9 protein-coding genes and 1 pseudogene are annotated in these 20,747 nt (G+C 43.5%); 3 read left to right on the top strand and 7 right to left on the bottom strand.

All coding sequences use genetic code 11. The features are described from left to right. Nucleotides 1–182: 182 nt before the first annotated feature. The 3 genes from VL121_RS16245 to VL121_RS16235 form a co-directional block, all read right to left on the bottom strand. A complete protein-coding gene (locus tag VL121_RS16245; RefSeq protein ID WP_325407251.1) occupies nt 183–1,637 on the bottom strand; it encodes a DUF3945 domain-containing protein in 1,455 nt (484 codons plus the stop codon). A gap of 81 nt (nt 1,638–1,718) precedes the next feature. Next, entirely contained in the window at nt 1,719–2,027 is a 309-nt protein-coding gene (locus tag VL121_RS16240; RefSeq protein ID WP_325407249.1) for a helix-turn-helix domain-containing protein, read from the bottom strand. Between the two features lie 244 nt (nt 2,028–2,271). Then, nucleotides 2,272–3,534 carry a hypothetical protein gene (locus VL121_RS16235; protein ID WP_325407247.1) on the bottom strand — a complete coding sequence of 421 codons (1,263 nt, stop codon included), beginning with the start codon at nt 3,532–3,534 and terminating at the stop codon, nt 2,272–2,274. Nucleotides 3,535–4,546: 1,012 nt separating this feature from the next. Here VL121_RS16235 and VL121_RS16230 point away from each other — a divergent pair. The 3 genes and pseudogenes from VL121_RS16230 (at nt 4,547) to VL121_RS16220 (ending at nt 8,995) form a co-directional block, all read left to right on the top strand. Beyond that, nucleotides 4,547–7,798, top strand: a complete 3,252-nt coding sequence (locus VL121_RS16230; protein WP_325407245.1) for a PKD domain-containing protein — start codon at nt 4,547–4,549, stop codon at nt 7,796–7,798. A 508-nt stretch (nt 7,799–8,306) separates the two neighbouring features. Next, nucleotides 8,307–8,597 (top strand): annotated as a pseudogene (locus VL121_RS16225) (XRE family transcriptional regulator); the annotation flags it as partial. A gap of 2 nt (nt 8,598–8,599) precedes the next feature. Then, nucleotides 8,600–8,995 (top strand): helix-turn-helix domain-containing protein, encoded by a 396-nt coding sequence (locus VL121_RS16220; protein WP_325407243.1) that lies wholly within the window; start codon nt 8,600–8,602, stop codon nt 8,993–8,995. A gap of 111 nt (nt 8,996–9,106) precedes the next feature. On the opposite strand, the gene VL121_RS16215 is transcribed toward VL121_RS16220, so the two are convergent. The 4 genes from VL121_RS16215 to VL121_RS16200 all read right to left on the bottom strand — a co-directional run. Then, nucleotides 9,107–9,577 (bottom strand): toxin-antitoxin system YwqK family antitoxin, encoded by a 471-nt coding sequence (locus tag VL121_RS16215; protein WP_325407241.1) that lies wholly within the window; start codon nt 9,575–9,577, stop codon nt 9,107–9,109. Between the two features lie 3 nt (nt 9,578–9,580). Then, nucleotides 9,581–19,267, bottom strand: a complete 9,687-nt coding sequence (locus VL121_RS16210) for an RHS repeat domain-containing protein (protein ID WP_325407239.1) — start codon at nt 19,265–19,267, stop codon at nt 9,581–9,583. A 17-nt stretch (nt 19,268–19,284) separates the two neighbouring features. Next, a complete protein-coding gene (locus tag VL121_RS16205; protein WP_325407237.1) occupies nt 19,285–20,019 on the bottom strand; it encodes a LolA3 family protein in 735 nt (244 codons plus the stop codon). A 326-nt stretch (nt 20,020–20,345) separates the two neighbouring features. Further along, the coding region (locus tag VL121_RS16200; RefSeq protein ID WP_325407235.1) for a hypothetical protein at nt 20,346–20,747 on the bottom strand (402 nt) is incomplete at its 5' end.

Raw genomic sequence — 20,747 nt, 5'->3', positions numbered from 1 at the left:
GTAACTCCATAATCTTCCGGCATTGCCGGCACCACCAAATGCCCCAAAGCCCAGCTAACAAAATAGCCGCCACCTGCCAGGAACCCGTCTTTTTTTTCGGTGGCTCCCAGCAGGGCGGCTATTTCCCGTGCTACACTGGGTTTTTCTGCAATAACTACCTTCATGTCTTTGTGTATTACTTCCTATATCTTTCTGCCTTTGGATTTGGCAGGTTTCTGCATTTGTTTCTCCTGCTGTTTTTTGCTATCCGGCTTTTTTTGCCCGGACTTCAGCGGCTCTTTGATATTTTTAGTAGCCTCGTTGGTTTTCCCTTCGGAGTTTACGGCTGTCTGGGTTTTGTATTCTTCCCCCGGTTGTATTTTCTCCCGCAGCTTGTTGGGGTTGCTGAAAGAGAATTCAGTTTTACCTGTCTCTTTGTTGAACGTCAGGTAACCTTTGTATTCTTTACCCTGCTTGTCCATCAGGTCGGACACGTAAATGGTTTGGCCGTCTTTGAATTTCTGGTATTGATTATCATCCAACTCCTTACCCCGTACAAATCTCGGAGCATCCTTGCCCTGGTTTTGCTGTACGTTATCAGACAGGTTATTATTGAACAGGAACTCTACATAACGCTTGTCGGCATTGTACTGTACGGTAGCACTGAAAAGGTCTCCTTTTTTGGAGATCATACCTTCAATATAGAGCGGTTTACCTTCCTGCAAGACCTGCTTTTGCTGTTCATCCAGTTTTACGCCTTTAATTTCATCAGGGGCTTTCATCTTATCAGTTCGCAACGCAATCAGTTCATTGGTTAATCTGTCAACACTGATGATAGATGGTATGCTTTCACCGGTCTTGGGGTTGGTAAGATCAACAACCCGCCCCATATTACCGGTTTTGAGCAGGTTGTCTTTGTCTTCCTTTGTAAACGCATGGCCGAAAAATGGAAAATTCAGTTGTGGCTCTTTTCTTATTCCATGGATAGCTACTACCGCCTGACCGTTATCGCCGGGTTGCAGTGAAACCCTTGCATCCATGCGGGTAATAGCTGTGCCAAGGTTCAGGCTGATAGGTACCAGTTCATTGGTTTTATAACCTTTTAGCAAAGGATCGAGCAGGTTCATTTTTTCGAGCCTTTCCTTGCTTAATCCAAGATTGGACATCGTTTCCCAATCTATCTGCTGCGGCGTGTATCGGTACTCGCCATTCTGCGGTTTTGTCTGTGTTGTTGTTTCCATTTTGTTTGTATTTTCCTGTTGATGATTTTGTTGCTGTGACTGCCCCTGTTTTGGTTCTGTTTTCACTTCGTATTTTGATAGAAGCTGTTCACCTTCTTTGCTTGGAGTATCAATATGTTTTTGCATTTCTGTGGCAGTGTCAGCGGCGATGGGTACAGACACTTTAAAAAATGAAAACCGGGTTGGGTCTTTTAATTGCCGCAGAAAATTGGAAAAGAAGTTGGAGAATATATCTCCATGCTTATCCACCCGCATGAACTCACTATTGTTTTTTTTGCCGGCTTCTACTGTTTCCAAATCTCCGTTTTTGTCAATACCTTTTACAGCCTGGATTTTCTTTTTTTCTTTATCCAGAACAAGAAGTATATCCGTTAACTGATCAGGCGATGACTGCTGCTGTACATTTTGTTCATTCATAGTTATAATATTTTATTGTTTGCTAAAAATAGATTGGATGCATACTGATTTTCAGAAATTGTCGCTTGTCGGCACTACTTGTCATTTTATGGCTTTGGCTGGTTGTACAGGTTTATTGAAACTATCTCGGATAAATTGATGGACATCCGATAGTTTATAATACAGTTTGCCGCTAATGCTGTAATAGGGCAGCCTTCCTGATGAACGATAGCGCTGAAGGGAGCGGTTACTGATCTTCAGCATCTGGAGCAAATCCTGATTATCCATCAGTTCTTCGCCGTCAACAACCTGAAACTTCTTTTGCTCAGCGATGAGATGTTCACTAAGGATATCAAAGCGATCCATGATCCGTTCCATCCATGCAATAAATTCAATTCGGTCTATATTCATATAATTTCATTTGTAGCCAACATTGAAATGCCTGGCTTCTGCAACCAGGAATGTAGCCGTATCTGATAGCAAAAGAACAATCCCGATAGCGTCCTGTCAAGTCCAGCTTTATGTTGTACCTATTTGTACCCCTCTGGTATTTTAACGGCTGAAAGGGAACAAAGGGAGTAGTATGGAAAGCCTCGATAAGTGAGCATGTATGTTATTGGAGATATGCCGGGTGACTAAAGGCAGAACAGAAATATCAGTATTCCTTAATTTTTTTAATGATTTGCTCCAGGGTTTCTATGGCAATTTTTTTATCTCTTTCTTCAGCCGCATATGATTTGCTTCTCATGCCATCATAAGACAGATCTTCTCTTGCCGGAGTGGAGAGGTAGGGTACAATTGTTTTAAACACTTCGCTCATGGATTTTGCAAGCAGTATCCTTTGCTCATCGGCTGCACGTAGTATTAACCCAATCTGATCGGAGGATAACAAACAAATAACCTTCTGCCTTTTTGTTAAAGGCAGCGAACTTTTCTGTAAGCCGGAACCGGACTTTTTGCTGGAATCATCTGTTGCTAACTGCTCTTCCAGGTATAACAACTCCTGGAAGAACCAGTTATTAATGAGGGTTTCAATGCTGTGATTTTTTTTGTTATAGGCTGTATCCGGGCTTTTGTGCATTTGATTAAATGATTTATACAAGAAAAGCAATCGGCTCTTTTTTTCTTCCGTAGTCCCCCCTTCACAAACCCTCGCTTCAATATATTCAATCAAATAGTTAATGTACGCTATACTATTGAAGTTTAGATAAATTAGAACCCTGTCAACCATTATAAAGTCCAGAGTCACTTTTTGGTTAAAATCTATTTTTTCCAATTCCGCAATAAGTTTTTTTTTGTAGCCAATATCTGTATAGCTGGTGCTGTATTCAAATTCATTGCTGTTAAGAAATCTTTCTAATTTGCTGGTAACTATTTTAAGTGAATCCTTTTGCGGACTATTAGTGCATATTTTGCTCTGTAGTCTCTTTAATCTTAATGAGCATTCTTTTTGGGCAAGGCGGAAGTATGTTCTTGACACATATTCGTTCCTGCTCAGGTAAGCTGAAAACCAGGTGTCAATAAATGAAATCAATTCCTCTAACAGTTGCAATAATTCTGTAACGATTCTGTGCGCATGGCTTTTCCCGGCAGATATATTTTCAAGATTGGAGAATGCCTGGCCCGACAGTATGGTTAGTGTAGTAAAGTAATTTCTGATCAATAATTCAGCTTCGGCTTTTGATTGAACGCAAAACATTTGCTTTTGAATAATGCTTCGAATCTTTAATGCCTCCTGCTGAAGTCGTTCCAGGATGTTTATTTCATCCTGATCAGCAATTTCTTCTGCATTACGATTTTGGGGATTTAGCGTAAAGTTCACTAAAATATCTAACCACTCTAATGCATATGCTTCGTCGCATTTAACGAGCGAAGTAATCCCTTGAAATCTTTTCTCTGGTTTTTTATTGTTTAACATAGGCCTGCGGGTTTACAGGACGGTAATCCTTCAATATTTTAATCCATAAATGAAGTTTAATTGCGCCGAACAATAAGAGATTAGATATCCGATAATCCTGAATCAAAATATTCTTCAGCAATTACTTATAGAGGTTGAGGCTGGATACTTTAGATAAGCTTTTCTCATGGTGTTGAGAACAAGTCATATCTTATTAAGAAAAGTCAAAATCTACAGACGATAGTAGATATATTGCTGTGAATTTCCCGCGGTTCTACCGGGGAGGGTATAGATTCGGGCTGATAAATACCTTTGCAAATACTACGCAAACACAAGAAAATCTAAATAGCTGTAAAAAAGAGATTAAGATTTCCTAACCATTAAGGTACAGCAGTTTTATTTCCGGTTTATACTAAATTGTTTTGCGAAACATTCGCAAAGTATTGCGATCGGGATTATTTGGTGAAAAGAAGATTAAGCAGTAATAGTATAAAATTCAGGCTACTCAAAAAGGTAATGAGCATTAAGCTTATTACCTTTTTCAATTTAGTGCATAATGCCAAAATACCTTAACCAATTGTTTTTGATTTTGGTGCCGCATCAAACTATTTTAATGAAGCTTTTTTACGGCTTTATATCAATACAGGTATTCGCATGAGTTAAATTAATAGAAACACTTATCAAAAAAAATATTTTGCAAAAGATTTATTAGTAGTAATATTTTTAATTATCTTACAGGAAATAACAATATCCACTCATAGATTCCTCACCTTCCGTTATTCCTATCTTTCTATTATCATTTTCGGCAATGACAGTACGTGATGTCAGTTTATTTTTAAATACTTATTGATGGTGCCATTCTTAAGCCTTTATGTAAACACAGCACTCAATAGTTAAGCTATTGCTTCAATCCGTATTCTTCACATAAAAAATCAGCACTTGATTTTTACAGTCAATCAAGTGGATGGAAGAGCTATGCTTTTCCTTCACTAACAGCTATAACCTCATTTATAACCATTAAATTGAAAAATCTATGAAACAAGATTACTTTATACATTGCCGCATCTGGCAATTGCTCCTTACACTTTGCTTCTTTATCTGCTCGCAAAATGCTTTTACCCAGTACCAAACATCCCAAGTAGTAAAGACCCCCAATCCCGCGATCTACTCCCAAATAACAGGATATCTCGAGTCATTGCCTGTTGACTACGATAGCAATACAACTAAAAAATATCCCTTGATAATTTTCTGGCATGGAGCCGGTGAAAAAGGAGACGTCACTGGTGACAATGTTAACGCAGTAGCTAAAAACGGGTTACCCAAATATATAAAGGATGGACTGTTTCCCAGCAACTTTACGGTCGGGAATGAAACATTTTCATTTATAGTATTATCGCCTCAAATCCATAGTACTTCCAATAACCTTGTGTCCGCATCTGCCATGCTGCAATATGCAATTAGCAATTATAGAGTAGACACTACAAGAGTGTATTTTACCGGATTAAGTTTGGGGGGGAGAATTTCCTGGAATAGGGTAAGTTCCTCCGACTCTATGAGCAGAAAAATTGCCGGGGAAGTTCTTGTGTGCCCTGGTTCTATTGTAACATTAAATACTGCTGCTGATGTTATAAAACCAGCCGCTGCAAATCTTCCTATTTGGACACTAGCAAACTTTGACGATCAACTTGTCCCGCATCAAATATTAGATACACTATCTTATAATTACAATGCTTATACGCCTGCACCTAGCCCTTTAATGAAGTTGACATACTTTACCGGTACTGAACAGCCTTCAAGCGACGACAAGCATGATGCATGGACAAGAGCCTATAATCCTACAACAAAAATTGACGGATTAAATATTTATGAATGGATGCTGCAGTATACCAATAAAAAACTAAGAGCCGATGCCGGTGCTGACCAAAGCTTTACATCTACACCCGCTTCTGTAACACTAGAGGGCACAAAATCACATGCCCGTGGTGGCAGGATCATTAATTATACGTGGACCAAAATAGCAGGCCCATCAGGAGGGACTATTACCAATGCCAATGACAGCACGACATCAATTACAAGCGTGAGCAATGGAATGTATTCCTATAAACTGGCAGTTGAGCATACCGACAATACCTTTGCTTATGACACAGTGAACATAACAGTGGAGGACACTGTTCAAGCCTTAAACAAAATCACAACACCGGTGTCCACATATTGCGGAGGATACCTTGAATCACTACCTGCTGATTACAGTGCTAACCCGATGAAAAGCTACCCGGTTATCATTTCATTACACACAAATGAAGAATTAGGAAACGGATCCCAGGCAGCATTAGATACTTTAAAACATAAGGGCATTCCCAGATATATTAGTGATGGCGGCTTCCCCAATTCATTTACTGTTAATGGAGAGCAACATTCATTTATCGTGATAGCACCGCAAATTTCAAGTACCGTTTCCTCTCCGGCAACTGTACAGGATATCCTCAATTATGTCAAAACAAACTATAGGGTTGATACCACCAGAATTTATTTAACCGGTCTAAGACTGGGAGGAAGAATGGCCTGGCAATCTATTTCATTATCTCAACCCTTTACCAATAGTATTGCTGCTCTTACTTTAATCGCTCCCAACTCAATATCCGGTCTTACCGGTAATATTTCCATTCCTGCCGGCTCGTCTTTACCGATGTGGATACTTCAGAACGAGCAAGACCCGGCTGCACCATATCAAAGGGCTGACACTTTGGTCAATAATTACAATAGTTATTCTCCTGTTCCTTCTCCTTTGGCTAAACTAACCCTGTTTACAGGAAGTGAGCAACCTGCAAACAAGCTGGATGCATGGACAAGATCCTTTGATCCTTCTTTCAAAGAAAATGGACTGAATATTTACGAGTGGATGCTTCAATATACCAATGAGAAGTTAGTAGCAAATGCCGGACCTAATCAAGCCATCACGTTGCCGTTAACAAGTATTACATTAGATGGTCGAAAGTCTCACTCCCGTCAGGGGCAAATAAGCAACTACGCATGGACCAAATTATCCGGCCCTTCCGGCGGAACAATCACGAGCCCTTCAAATGATACTACAATTGTAACGAGTCTTGCTGCCGGAACTTATATATTTGAATTGCAGATTACCCATACCGATGCCAGTACTGATAAAGATACAGTTATTGTAAGCACGCAAACACAAACAGCAGTGAGCAATCCTTCTCCTGCTGTTTTCTCCACAATCGGAGGATACTATGAGTCTTTGCCAATCAATTATAATGAAGACACTACGAAAAGGTTTCCTTTATTGATGTTTTTACATGCTAATGCTGAAATGGGCAATGGTACAACCGAACTTCCCGAACTCCTGGTGAGTGGTCCGCCAAAACTACTTAATGAAGGAAAATTCCCCGCAACGGTTATTTCGGGAGGACAGCAATTTTCATTTATTGTCGTATCCCCTCAATTAACGAATTCTTCCAGTGTAGTTTCTGCTGCAAAAGCCATGATTGATTACGCTGTGAATAAATATCGGATTGATACAAATCGCATTTACATAACGGGTATTGGTCTTGGAGGCTTGGTGAGCTGGCGATTTGCAGGATATTCACTGGAATATGCTGATCGTTTAGCTGCCTGCTTATTGGTGCGTCCCAATATAGATACGTTAACAGGTTCTTCCTCCAACCCTACACCAATCATAGCCTATAATAGCGTAGGTGGTTCAGACTTGCCATTTTGGGTGACGCACGCTTCCGGTGATAATGTGGCAGCGCCTTGGAAGGCGACAGCATTAGTAGACTCAGTAAATTCAAGAAATCCCGATCCCTTAGCCAAGCTAACTATGTTCTCCACTGCTTCGGGTATTGTGGATGCCTGGACTAAAACTTACGATCCAGCAAGCAAGTTCTGGAGTGATAGTATTAATGTCTATCAATGGATGCTATCTTATCAAAGATCTATTACATCCCCCAGAAAAGCCAATCCTTCAGCTACTCCTGTTTTACCAGTTCAAAGTGAAAGTAGTGATGAAGAGATGCTAAATGCCAAAATATCACCTAATCCTGTAAATGCTCAAATAAAGGTACTAATCACAGGTAAGGCAAAAGGCAGATTGAGCTTAACACTATACACATTACAGGGACAAAGGCTATCGCAACAGGTATTTAATAAAGAGAATGAAAATCCTGTTAGTAGAACAGTCCGTACATCCAATTTACCGGCGGGTTATTATAGTATACTTGTGACAATAGGACGTCATCAAAAGGTGATTAATTTCATTAAGCAGTAATAGTATAAAATTCAGGCTACTCAAAAAGGTAATGAGCATTAAGCTTATTACCTTTTTCAATTTAGTGCATAATGCCATAAAAAATATCGGAAGCCGATTATCCATCAATCTTCATATAAGCCGGTAAGAGAGCCTGGATAGAAAGATAAGGTAGCACGATCGCGGATATGATCCACCGGTTGGCGCCGGGAGTGTACATCTAAGTGAGGCTGTCCATCAGCGGGTTGGCGCTTAGATGACCGTTGCGCAGCACGGTCTTAATATTGCCGTTGCCATCCTATGGAACTGTCAATTTTCAGCTATGAGCGATCAGCCTTTAATGCCTTAGGGTATAAGGTGTAGGGTTGTGGAGTTTATGTGCTTAGCTGTAGTGCTGCTATTAAGCATCTGCTGCGTCGCACTCTTGTACTGCAACAATGCTATGCGGCTTATGCTTGGCGTCATTTGCTGGTGAAAACACCCAACAACGGCATCACTGCATCAAACACCAACGTAGGCAAAACTTGGCCTTAGCCAGCAGGCGATTTCTCAACTCGAACAAAAAGAAACGCTGGATGCCCCCACAATGGACAAAGTGGCCAATGCACTCGGTGTCAGCGCTGATGCCATCCGCAACTTTAATGAAGAAGCCACTTTTAATATCATCTCCAATAATTACCACGATCATTCTTCTTCAGTCAACTATCAGTTTAACCCGATTGAAAAAATTGCAGCGCTTTACCAGGAAAAAATTGCGCTCTACGAACGTATGCTTAAAGAAAAGGATGAACTCATTGATAGGCTGACGCAGAAAAAATAAAAATGGAAGCTGCCAGTCATACCGATGTGCTTCCCATTGGAAGAAAGATTGAGAAAGTGCGCCGCCTCCGGGCAATGACACAAACCCAGTTGGGAGATTTATTAGGGATCAGCAAACAGGCTGTTTCCAAAATGGAGCAAACCAAACAAATGGACGATGACAAAATAAATGAAGTGGCCAATGCCCTTGGCGTTACGGCTGATACCATCCGAAACTTTAATGAAGAAGCAACTTTTAATATCATCGCTAACACTTATCACAATCATTCTTCTTCCGTAAATTACCAGCTTAACCCAATCGAAAAAATTATAGCGCTCTACCAGGAACAAATCGCCCTCTATGAACGGATGCTCAAAGAAAAGGATGAACTGATTGATAAACTGGTGAAGAAAAAATAAAAACCGCTACAAATTGCAGCGGCTCCATTTTAGCTGTTATTTTATTCTGCAAATCAAGTAACACGTAAGCACTGGTCGGCTCTGCTCATTAACAGACCAGCGCCAGATTAGTCAATCAGAAGAATTAAATTTACCGTATTGAGCAGATGAAATTTTTACTTCTTTTATAAACTTGCTTTCTTTGTAATATTGCTTATAAATATCCAACTCTAAATGTCCAAATTTCTCAATTTTTGTACCTGTACCATTTTTAAGTAACTGATTACCTCCTTCATCCCAAAAGTCAATTGGAAAATATTCTCCGTTTTTATACTCTCCTATTTCTTTTAATTCCCCGCTTTCATAATATTCTTTCCAATAACCATCAGACCTCCCATGTATTTTATTTTGTTCTAAATACAAATTCCCATTCTCATGCCACATTTTCCATTCTCCATTCTCTACATCATTATTAAAATTGATTTCTCTATGTTTTATTCCACTTTCAAAATAATATATCCATTTACCTTCTTTAAGTCCATTTTGCATTATCCCTTCTGCTTTTAAAACTCCACTGTCATAGTATTTTTTTGCCAAAGCCATATATCATTTTTTAGGTTTAGTCGCTTCTTCAATTAAAATAGTCCCCTTTAGTTTATTTTCTTTATCATAATAGTTTATATGTAACCCTTGATGTCCTTGCTTTAAACCATCTTTAACTTCATTCCCAACATCATCTATCCGATATCCAAATTTAGAAGCTGTTTTTCCGCTCTCATCGACAATTCCCGGAAGTGCTTCCTTTAAAAACTGTAATGCTTCTTCTTTTGAATTAGCTACTATATTTCCTCCTGATTGAATAGATTTTAAAACGCTATTGTATTCTTTCGTTCCCTTATGCCCAACCTTTCCGATTTTATAAGCAAGTTCCCTAACTTCTTTCCCGTTCTTAAATACACCTATCGTCCCTTCAATTAAAGCACTCCCTGCTTTTTTAATACCACTACCACTTACAAAAGGAATAAAAAGACCTACACCAGCAGCAGTATAATCTCCAAAATTTGCCTCCGATCCATCTAAATTTTTCCCAGACATTAATACAGCACCATCATTTGCATCAGAAAACTTAGCAGTAGAATTCCACCATGGTGCTATATAAAGCAAAGATTTTGTATACCAATTTATTCCATCACCATCTACACGGCCTTGTTTGATGGCCATCTGACGAGCATGTTCTGCTATTGAAACATTGCGCATCCCTATTGAGTGCTTTTGGATGACAAAACGTTTAATCTCTCCAGATGCAATAGTATTCAGTCTGCCCGTCCTTTCATCGGGCATTGCTATCATTCCTTCTGCACCATCAATATCAATAGCCCATATAGGAGTATTAGAAGCATACTGATAAGGAGTTAATTCGGGGTATCTATTTGTAATGGGGTCAACACTCCAAAACCTGCCCACCATCGGGTCATACAGCCGGTTGCCGTAGTCTAACAGGTTGCCTGCAGCCTGTACTTCATTGTCATACTCCTTACCATTGAACCCGTAACGGTAGTTCGATGGTAAGGAGGAAGTCCGACCGGCCATCGCACGACCGAAAGGTGTGTAATCGGATGAGTATACTATTACCGACCTGTAAGCCCTCACCAGCAACGGATTATTGCCGTTGGGCAGGCCCTCGCGCAGATCCGCCAGCACCATCACCACATTGCCTAAGTGGTTCGTTACCTCAAAGAGCTTGTTGCCACGCGTAAAGTTAAGCAAATATGTATCTCCCAGGTTATCTTCTTGCACAGCGGCTACCTTAGGCTCGTCCATATCCTGGCTGCGCTTCACTATGCCCAGGCGGCTGCTACCATAGAAGTGATGCTCCGAAAGGTTCAACGTGCCGGCTGAAGCGCTGGCGGCATTGTTTACCTCGTAGGTGGCCAGTACATTGCCCTGTGCATCGCGCACATACCAGCGGTGGTTGTAATAGGGCGATCCGGTGCCGTAGCGCACCGCTTCGCCGGTCTTGTTACCGGAAGGATCGTAATAATAATGGATGAACCGGCTGTTAACACCCGACAGGGCGCGCTTTTCCACTTCTACTACTTTGCCGTATATATTCCATTTTATATCATCATCACCCATCCAGGCGCTGCTCTTTAAATTACCGATGGCGTCGTAGGTGTAACTGCCTGCCAACTGGTCTTTAAGGTCTATACGGGGGATGTAATTGTTGTTGTGGGCTGTGCTTTCGTTGTACTGGTCACGGATATGGTCTAACCGGTTGGTGCCTTCCGTATAAAAATAAGTGAGGCTGTCCATCAGCGGGTTGGCGCTCAGGTTGCCGTTGCGCAGCACCGTTTTAATATTGCCGTTGCCATCGTAGCTGTATTTTTCCATGTGCAGGTCGGTAGACACCATGTTCTGCCAGTGGTTATCGTCTGAAGAAAAATTACGGCTTACATCCATGCTTACCAGCCGGTTGAGCTGGTCGTATTTGTAATTGTATAAATGAGGGTAATAATGTAGCGGCATGCTGAACATCATACTGCTGATATTGCCGTTGTACAACGCGTTATACTGCCTGTCTACCGGCATATAGGGCACATGATCCGGGTAAGGGTCTGCCGTGGTGTTGATGGGGGTGTAATCGCCTCTGAAATAATTGAGCGTGAGACCGAAATTATCCGAGCCTACATAACGGTTTGCGCTGCTGGATGACCCTCCCCCGTCAAGACCGGGATCATAAGACGAGCGTACGGCGCTGGCATTAATACCTTTGAGCCAGCCCTGCAGGGTGTAATTATAGTCCAGCCCCTGTACCTGTATCTGTGACAAAACCACCCGCGCCAGGGGGCCGTGCTTATAATAACGATAAAACGCATCATGCTCCTCCAGTTCCTGCTGGTGAAGGAATATTTTATTATCGGTGGTATATACATCCGTCAACCGGTTTTCGGCATCGTATTCGTAGCGGTGGTAAAATTCATCGTTTTGACCGGGGTTATAATGCACTTCGTTTACCTTACCGCTGATGAGGTCGTAGGTATAGGCAATGGTTTTGCAGGCATTGTAGCCGTGGTTGGCCATTGGCCCGTATTGCAGGGCGCCGTACAAGTTGCGCATGGTATCTACATTGCCGTGTATATCATAACTGTAATCTATACCCGTAGCATAGCTTTGCCCGCTAATGTAGTAACGCCCGTCGCCGCCATTGTAATAAGCAGGTGTTTCATAATAGCGGGTATAGCTTACCCGGTTGCGCAGGGTATAGGGCTTTTGGGTAAAGCGCAGTTCGGCTATGCAGGCCGTAGCGTCAATGCCCGGCTGGTCGTACACGGTTTGGGTAACCATTTCGGCCCCGTTGGCGCCGTTGTTGTTGTAGAATAGCCAGTCGGCAAGTGCCGTTGTATCGCGGCTAATGGCATTTGTCATTGCGGCAGACTGTGGCTTCTGTCCTACTTCAGTGATCCTGCCCAGTACGTCATAACGCGTATAGCTGTATTTGCCATCTAATTTTTGCTGCGCGTTCTGGCTAATGGCAAGCCGCCCCAGCCGGTCGTACCAGTTGCTGCTCTTGCCTGCATCGGGCGTTTTTTGGCTCACCACCTGGTTCAGGCTGTTGTAACGGTATAGGGTGGGCATGGCATGGGCTGGCACCTGAGTTTGGCCAAGCTTTCTTTTTCCAGCTACTTCTGTCAGCCATGCGCTGTCGCGGTTTGGGTTAACGCCAGACGGGGCAACCGTTTTAACGAGGTTGCCCGCCTGGTCGTAATAGTATAAGGTATAATGGTACTCGCTTACATTGCGCTTTACGGTAAACTGTTCAAGGGCTGCCGCGCCAAGGCATTTGGCCGTGTACAGGCTGTCGAATATATTGTTCAGCGAATCCCTGTACATGGTATATATCTCCGTGCCCGAATTAAAGGCCAAGGTGCTGCTATCCGAGCATGGCGGATCGTAAACTTCTTCATAGGTAAGTGTTGGGGACACCGGTTCATTCTTTCCGCAGAGGAGCAGTCCCGCAGGGAAGCTGGTATCGGGTTCGGCATACCAGTTGGGCTTATGCCCGCATCGGGCCAGGTAGAGGCTGTCTACCTGCGCGGCGGTAAGATTGCTATTGAATTTTGAATTGATGAAATCGGTGAAGGGGTTGGAAAATGGAAGTGTAAAGTCTAAATATTTTAATGGATCAAATCTCAAATTATAATCCGGATAGGTAGGTCCAACGTTTACAGGGTCATCATTGCCGTTAGTATGAATAAATGCACCTTTGGATTTTAATAAAGCAACTGCAGAATCGCTAGCGGAACTACGGGGCTGATTCCCATATATTAAATATATCAATACACTATCTCGGGTTACAGCCGGTGCCAATTGCATTAATATCCTGTCTACCTGGGCAGTTGTAAGCCCGTATTGTATATCAAGATATTTGATATTAGGTAAAGCTAAATCAAGACTATCCGAATATTCATTTCCCCTTATGAGTAGGAATTCTATGGATGGACAATTGTTTTTCAGATCTGGCAATATATTATTAAGTTTCGGAGCAGTAGTATTGCCAGCAGTCCATATGCGTTTGAGATTATGATTATTAGAGAGTTGACCGAAGTTGTAATTAAGAAAAGGGAACACTCCGTCGCCCGACCCAAATTGTATTTTAAGAATTGAAGAAATATTATCCTTGTTCCTGAATCCGTTAAAAGTATTGAGTGATGAATCCTGTGTACTATGAAAAGCAAGATACCATAGTTCTTCAGGAGCATATCCTCTCATGTTCTTTAAATTTGAAATGCTGGCGGCCGTTGAGCCCGCATTATCAAATCCCAGTACTCCTTTTAAATCGGAGTGATAAACTGTGATCGTTCTTAGAGCAGCATTGCTAAAAGTATGTTTCACATAAAAGGATGAGGTTACCTCCGTTGAATCCTGAACAATAGCAGAATCAATTTTTATATATGAAGAATCACCGAAATCTATATAGCTTGATCGGCTAGCTCTAATAGCATCAATGTAATCATTTGGCGTGTCAAACTGGTAATACCTTTGCCCGACAATCCCTTCCTTCGGCGCCTGTTTGCCGGGGTTTAGGGTTAAGCGAAATTTACCATTTTCCAATAATGACAAAGCACCCACCGCACGATTATCCGCGCTGCCATTCCATATTTGTACATAAGATTGTTTTACTGCGGTTGGCGTACTGTCTGCCGTATTGCCCAGCAATTTTCCTTTCACATCAAATACGCCTTTGGGGCCTTCATCCGGTGTTTTATTGCCGGCAAAAGTGCGCATGTCAAGATCAACGTAGCCCGAGGCGGGCTGGCCAAGCTGATCTTTATATTCATCCACGTAATTTTCTAATTGGTCACAACGGATGGTTGCAGTGTCTAACCCACACACATCCAGCACCACACCGGCAGCGGTGTATATAGAATCAATCTGGGAGAAGGTATAAGCCGTATTTTGTTTTAAATTGAAATAACGGGTAAACTTTGTTGAACAACTTGCAGAAGGGCACTGGTATGCTTCAACGGGAGAAGCAAGATTGGCGGTATCATTAAAGTCCTCAAAGAACGCCAACTCATCATTTGTTCCATAATATTTCACCCAATCCACTTGTACATTTACACCTTGTTGGAATGAAAGATATGGGCCGATTCTGTCAATAAAGCTCCTGCCGTCCCTTTGAAGCTTAAAAATTAAATTACCCTCGTAATAAATCCTGAAAGAGTCTGGCTTAACGGATAATTTAATAATGCGCCAATCCTCAAAATCTTTATAGCTGAAAGATGTATCATAGTGCCTTACTCCTCTTACCCTGTAAAAGGATGCTTGCGGTATGTTAGGAACAAAATCTACAGCTATGTCCTCATCAATATCAGTACTGTCTGTGTTTATGCTATGGGTAGTTGTACTTATCACTACATCTCCGCCCTGACTGGGAGAAACGGGATTTTTTATCCTGACTTCAAATGCATATTCATTCTCAATACAAAGTCCTTTACTAAAACCAATTGAAGAATAGTAGAGCGGTCCGGAGCCTGTAGGCATATGTATTACACCAGTATCCACAATCATGGAAAGATCATTAGACCTAATTGGAAGCCCGGTACCTGAAGAGAGTCCCCCAGATCCCCAATGGATCGGTGGCAGTCCGGTATCAACACCATCATCATTTATAAAATCATAATTCGTTTTAAACGAGTCAGCTAAAAGAAGCAATGAATCTTTCAGCGGAAAGTCACCTCCGCATACATCCAGATGATTCCCACAGGTATTGAAATATACAGAATCAACCTGCTCATAGGTATAGCTGGTGCTTTTTTGCTGGTTGAAATAATTAGTGAATGCCGTTTGGCAATTGGTCGCCGTGTCCCAAACATATTCAGCAACCATTTTTTGCAGGCTATCGCAGGGAGTAGCAACTGCTGCCCCACAGCTATCCATAAACGCCAGGTATTCCTGCGCCGGCTTGCTGAAGCCCAACTTGTTGTTCATATAGCTGGCGAACAAACGGTTATTGGTTTGGTGTTGTTCATTTATTTCTTCGTAAGTTGGAATAATACCGGGGAAGGATGATTTAAAGGATGTGTAAACGCTGTTCACCGCGTTGCAGTCCACACATACATCGTATCCCGTTGCACATTGCAACGCCGGGGGCAGGGTGATGGGCTTTGCAATATAACGGCAGGCAATATTTCCGTTACACAAATTGAGCAGGCTGTCTAACGCGTTTTGGCTGATAGTGGTATGCAGGGTCTTTTGGATATAGTCGCTAAAGCTGCTGTAGCCTGAAGCGGTTTCATATTGCGTTTTCAGCGCGCCGATCTTTTCACAGGTGCAGTCGTCCGGTTTGGTATACAATGGCTGCTCTACCGCCAGCACAGGCCTGTTGTAAGGGCCGGGCGCATCAATAAGATAGGCATTACAGGCGGCATTATTGGGTTTTCCTATACTGGCATTGTACTGGCTGATCACTTCATCAAAGCTGCTATAGGTATAAGTACTTGCCGGCCGCACGCTGCTAGCGCCAAAGGGATGCGTGGTGTCGCTGCCCTGTTTGCACACTTCCACCAGCCGCGGCATAATGATCGCAGAATCTGTAGCATTATAATTGCATCCCGCCAGTTGCCGCCACCAGCTCTGGGCATAAGCGAGGCAGGTGCTATTGGCTATGCTGGAGAGAGTGTCGGCAGCGGCCTGCTGCGCGGTAGCCCGGTCGGTACTGAGCAGGTTGCCTGCCAGTCCTGTTGCTGCTGTTTCATCTAAAAATACCGGGGCCGCTTTATCTTCTAATACCGGGAAGCTGCAGGCAGACCGTATTGTACCATCTATCCACCCGCGTTTTAAACGCAAGTATTCACTTCTGAAAAAACGCCAGGCCATGTCTAATTCCCCTTCGCAGCCCATAAAACTGCTGTTAAATACATTGGATGGCGTATCCTGAAAGCTGTTTACGCAGGTTGCATCTTCCGTGTCGCAGTGTGCGATGATGCTGGCCGCAGCCCAGAGGCTGAGGATTTGATCATCATTGGTTTTATAATTGAGCAGGGCGGTATTAAACCAGGATTTGGCCCCGGGGTTGGTAAAAAACAGGGAGTCGTTGCCATTGCCAAAGCCCGAAGCAGGCGGATTGGTTGAGTTGGTGGGGTTAAGATACCCTTTTGCCAGCGCCTGCTGGTAGGTATCGGTCGCTTCAAAATCGGCGTCCCAGTGGTGACTGGCCTTATAGGATTCATACTCCCTGAGCAGGCATCCTTCGGGATGTTTTTCCCGTACCAGGTCTTCGGCCCACTGCGGCTGGAAGTTGGAGATGAAATCCTCCGGCGACATTTCATTCGGAGAGCGCGGGTAGGACCCGGTGTATGCAATGTTCTTATAAACATAGACGCCCGGGCTACCTTCTTTATCAAATATGGAAAAAAGATTGAGATAGTCTTCTCCCTGGTTCCTGGGATCGTTCGGATCATTGGGATAGCGGGCATATTGACCAAAGGGCGGTGTCATGTCAAGGAGCATTTGCTCATGGTATTGCTGGTAACTATACCAGGGTTGTCCTTCCTGCGCACAATCGTTTCCCCGTTGCTCCCTGATGCGGCTGAGCTGTTCGGCAATAATATCTTCTTTTGTTCTTACGGTATTGTGCGGGGTGTACAGGCTGTCCCTGTAGTATGCCATCGCGTCCTGACGCAGGGTGAGCTTTTTGGTCACAAGGTAGCTGCCTTCCTGGAGTTCCACGCCAAGCACCACATCAAAGGTATCGGCAACAATAGTGCAGGTGGTATCATAGGCAGGAGGCTGCACCCGCATATTGGATTTGTGGAAAACAAATAATGAATCACCAGGCAGGTTCTGGTTATTGCAATCGTCGGAAATGGTAATGGTCAGATCATACAAACAATCATAGCAAATGGTAACCGCGTCTTTATCGTCAAGCTGCAGGCTCTCTGCATTGAGCTTATAAAAGAAGGAATCCACACCGGCTTTGGTTACCAGCAGCGCCGAAGTAGATTCTATGGTATTGCCTTTAATTACATTGTTCACGGGCGTAAGCAGGTTATCGGTTTGGATGGAGTCCCGGAAAGACGCAAGTGCCTGCATGGAATCGGGCACCGCGCCGGCAAGAGCGGTAGCTACTGTTCTGCCATGCATATCCACGTACGATACACTGTATTGCCCGTTGGCATCGCGTACCATGTTTTTCTGGTAATGAGAAGCATAACCTGCTTCCGTGCCAAAAAGCGCGTCTAATTCTGTTTGCAACGGCGTACCATAGTAGTATTTGGTTTCATGGCCGGAATGTAGCCGGAATTGCGGCCCCACACCGCCCTGGCTAACAATGCGCCCCGTATTATCCTGGCTGTATTTTACTTCCGTAAAAGGATAGCCCTTTGCCTGGGGAATAAATTTATGAATGGGGTTCAGTTTATTGGGATTGTTATAGGAGTAATATTGCGAAGCGCCCGAAACGGAATCGAGCGGGGGCGCACCGCCCGCGCAATAATCAGCAGCGGTTTCAAGCGTGTCATATACGGCAGGCGTATTTTCAACCGTTGTGATACCCACCCTTGCCTGGTTGAAAAGCGGATTGTAGCTGATCAGCGAACTCAGCGTGGGTGCAGGCAGCACCTGTATCACAGCCCTTCCCTGCTTGTCGTAAAAAGTTTCGGCTACCAGGGTGGTATCTGTTGTATTGTCTTTGGTTACCGTTTGGCGGTTGCGCAGGGTGCCGTCAAAATACTGTACCACGCTTTTGCGCTTGCCCTCTTCGGCAAAGGAGGTAGCGGCCTGCCAGTTCAGCGAAAGTTCGTGACCGCTGTATACATATCCGCCCAGGCCACCCTGGGATATAAAATCAGAACTCCACAGCGTAACCTTTCTTTCTTTATCAACCATGGTCTGCGCCGCCCTTACCCGGTAAAACAATTTGCCATTGCCCTCATACAATAACGGGATATTATAATTATTGGCGTGTATGGTAACGCGGGTGGCATTGTTACGGAATAGTTTTTCAGCATCAAGAGTTCCGCCCGTATTGTACCATCCTGCATCTAATGCCGATTGATCAATAAAAGTCCATTCCAGGTCGTACTCCTGCGCCGCGTTGAGGCTTGCCCAGGAAACTTTCAGTTCCCCTTTTGTTGAAACGGTGGCAGTACTATGCGACACCGATGTGATAGCGTCGTTTTCACAGTCCATTGCAAACACACGGTTGATAACCATCCGGTTTTCTAATTTCAGCAAAGGCAGTATGGTGGCCAGTGCCGCATAGGATGAGCTGATGTCGGTCACCTTAACGGTAACCAGCCTTGCATCACCGAAGTAATAAACCGCTTTATTGTTGTAAGCCCTGCTTTTGTAATAATCAATGTTGAGTTTTTTTTCTGTAACAGAATCCGAAACATTGTTTCCATTGGTAAAATATACGCGCAGGGTCAGCTCCGCTTTAAAGGAGTCGGGAAGCATCCTTGGTGAAGTCTCATTAATATGGAACACAATTATATTGGAAACTTTATATGCCGCCAGGGGATCAATGGCCGGGAAAGATCCGGGATTTAAAAAAACAGAATCCATTACTGTTCTGCTGCTGTCTTTTGCCAGCTGACCTGCCGCGCCGTCTAATTCCTGCTTATAGGTAATAGACTGCTGGGCTTTAAGACCAGCGCTATAGCCGGTAAAAAACGTAAACAGCGCAATACCCATGAGCAAATGCCATCCGGCTCTTTTACCATGCTGTGCAGTGCCGCATTGCCGGTTGCTGCGGCTTTCGGGGCTTATATGATCTGACGATGCTTTCATGCTGCTGGCTGAAATTATTATTGCGTAATATTGGTTTCTATAAAATAGCCGGTATAGGGCGCTTTAGGTTGAAATTGCCCGCCCTGGTATATGATATACTTATCTTCATTGAACCACCCGGCGTCTAACAGGGACGTATCATAGCCGGAAAAAGTGAATGTAATAACGGCCTTACCGCTGGGAAACAAATCCGGGTCTGTTCCCGGCAAATCGGCGGGCATGTAGGCTTTCACCTGCGTCATCCGGTATCGCTTAAAATTATATTTCACTTCATAGCTGCTGTACAGCGCTCCCGGTTTAAATTTTATTTTCAGGGTTCTTACCGAATCATTGACGGCAGTAACCGTTAAGCTCTGTACAAAGGTTTTCCAGTATAGTGTATCGGTAACGGGCATATTCATCACATCGGGATAGGTTTGCCGGCTGCGAATGGAGATCACACTGTCTGTATGACTTACCCTGAGGCTATATCGGTTACCCTGAACGATCTCTGTACTGTCTATATACGTATAGTAGTACCCACCATGCAATTTATAATTTGCGCTTATCTGCTCAATAGTGGTATCCGTATCCAGGCTGTCGGTATACTTAATGTCTACATTAAAGCTCAGGTTTTTGGCATGGCGGTAGCTTTCGGCAAGCTGCACCATTTCCATGATCTCCGTTCCGGGTATCACTGCCTGCGCCGCTGCGCAAAGCATAAGGCAACACGCTACTGACGTCAGGAAGGTTTGTTTTACATAATGTATCATATTGTATAAAGTTTGTTTCAGGTTGCAGGGTACAGGGTTCAAGTTGCAGGGTTCAGGTTGCAGGTTTCAGGGATGCACACTATTCAACTTCTGACGTTTATCTTCTCACGTCTCGCCATTCACTATTCACTTCCCACATTTCCAACCCGCGGTCTGACGCTCCTCCATCGCGTACCGACCGCACCTCTCACCTTTCACCTCTTCCCTCTCACTCACTATTCACTATTCACTACTCACTACTCACATTTTCATCCCGCGGTCTGACGCTCCTTCGTCGCGTACCGACCACTTTCATTTCCACATTTTCAAATTTTCAAATTCTCCATTCACTCCCTCATCAACGCGCTCCTTGTTTCTTTGATCGTTTGTATGCCTCTTTCCGTTTCTTTCTTCACTCTTATCAATGTTCCGTCATTATCGTATTCATAAAAAGTGGCATAGTTATTTTCATCAAGCTCCGCCATCAGCCGCAGGCTTACCCCGTCGTAGGCGAAGGATTTTACGCTGCTGTTAAAAGGCTGTACCCGTATATCATCCACGTAAATGGATTTCCCCTGCGTTCCTTTCAGGCTGATAAATATTTCGGTGGCGGCTTGGGGAACAGTTATGATTTTTTCATATCGCTGCCAGCCTTCAATCCGGGCCCCTGTCTTTTCTAAGAAAAATTCGCCCAGCGCCACGCCTTCCTGTTTGAACCCTGCCTTTAGTGCATCGGTAAGCACAGGAGC

It is taken from the genome of Agriterribacter sp. (assembly GCF_035497235.1).
Taxonomy (GTDB): Bacteria; Bacteroidota; Bacteroidia; order Chitinophagales; family Chitinophagaceae; genus Agriterribacter.
Note: the sequence above shows the minus strand (reverse complement) of the source record. Positions and strands in the feature narration are given on the sequence as shown.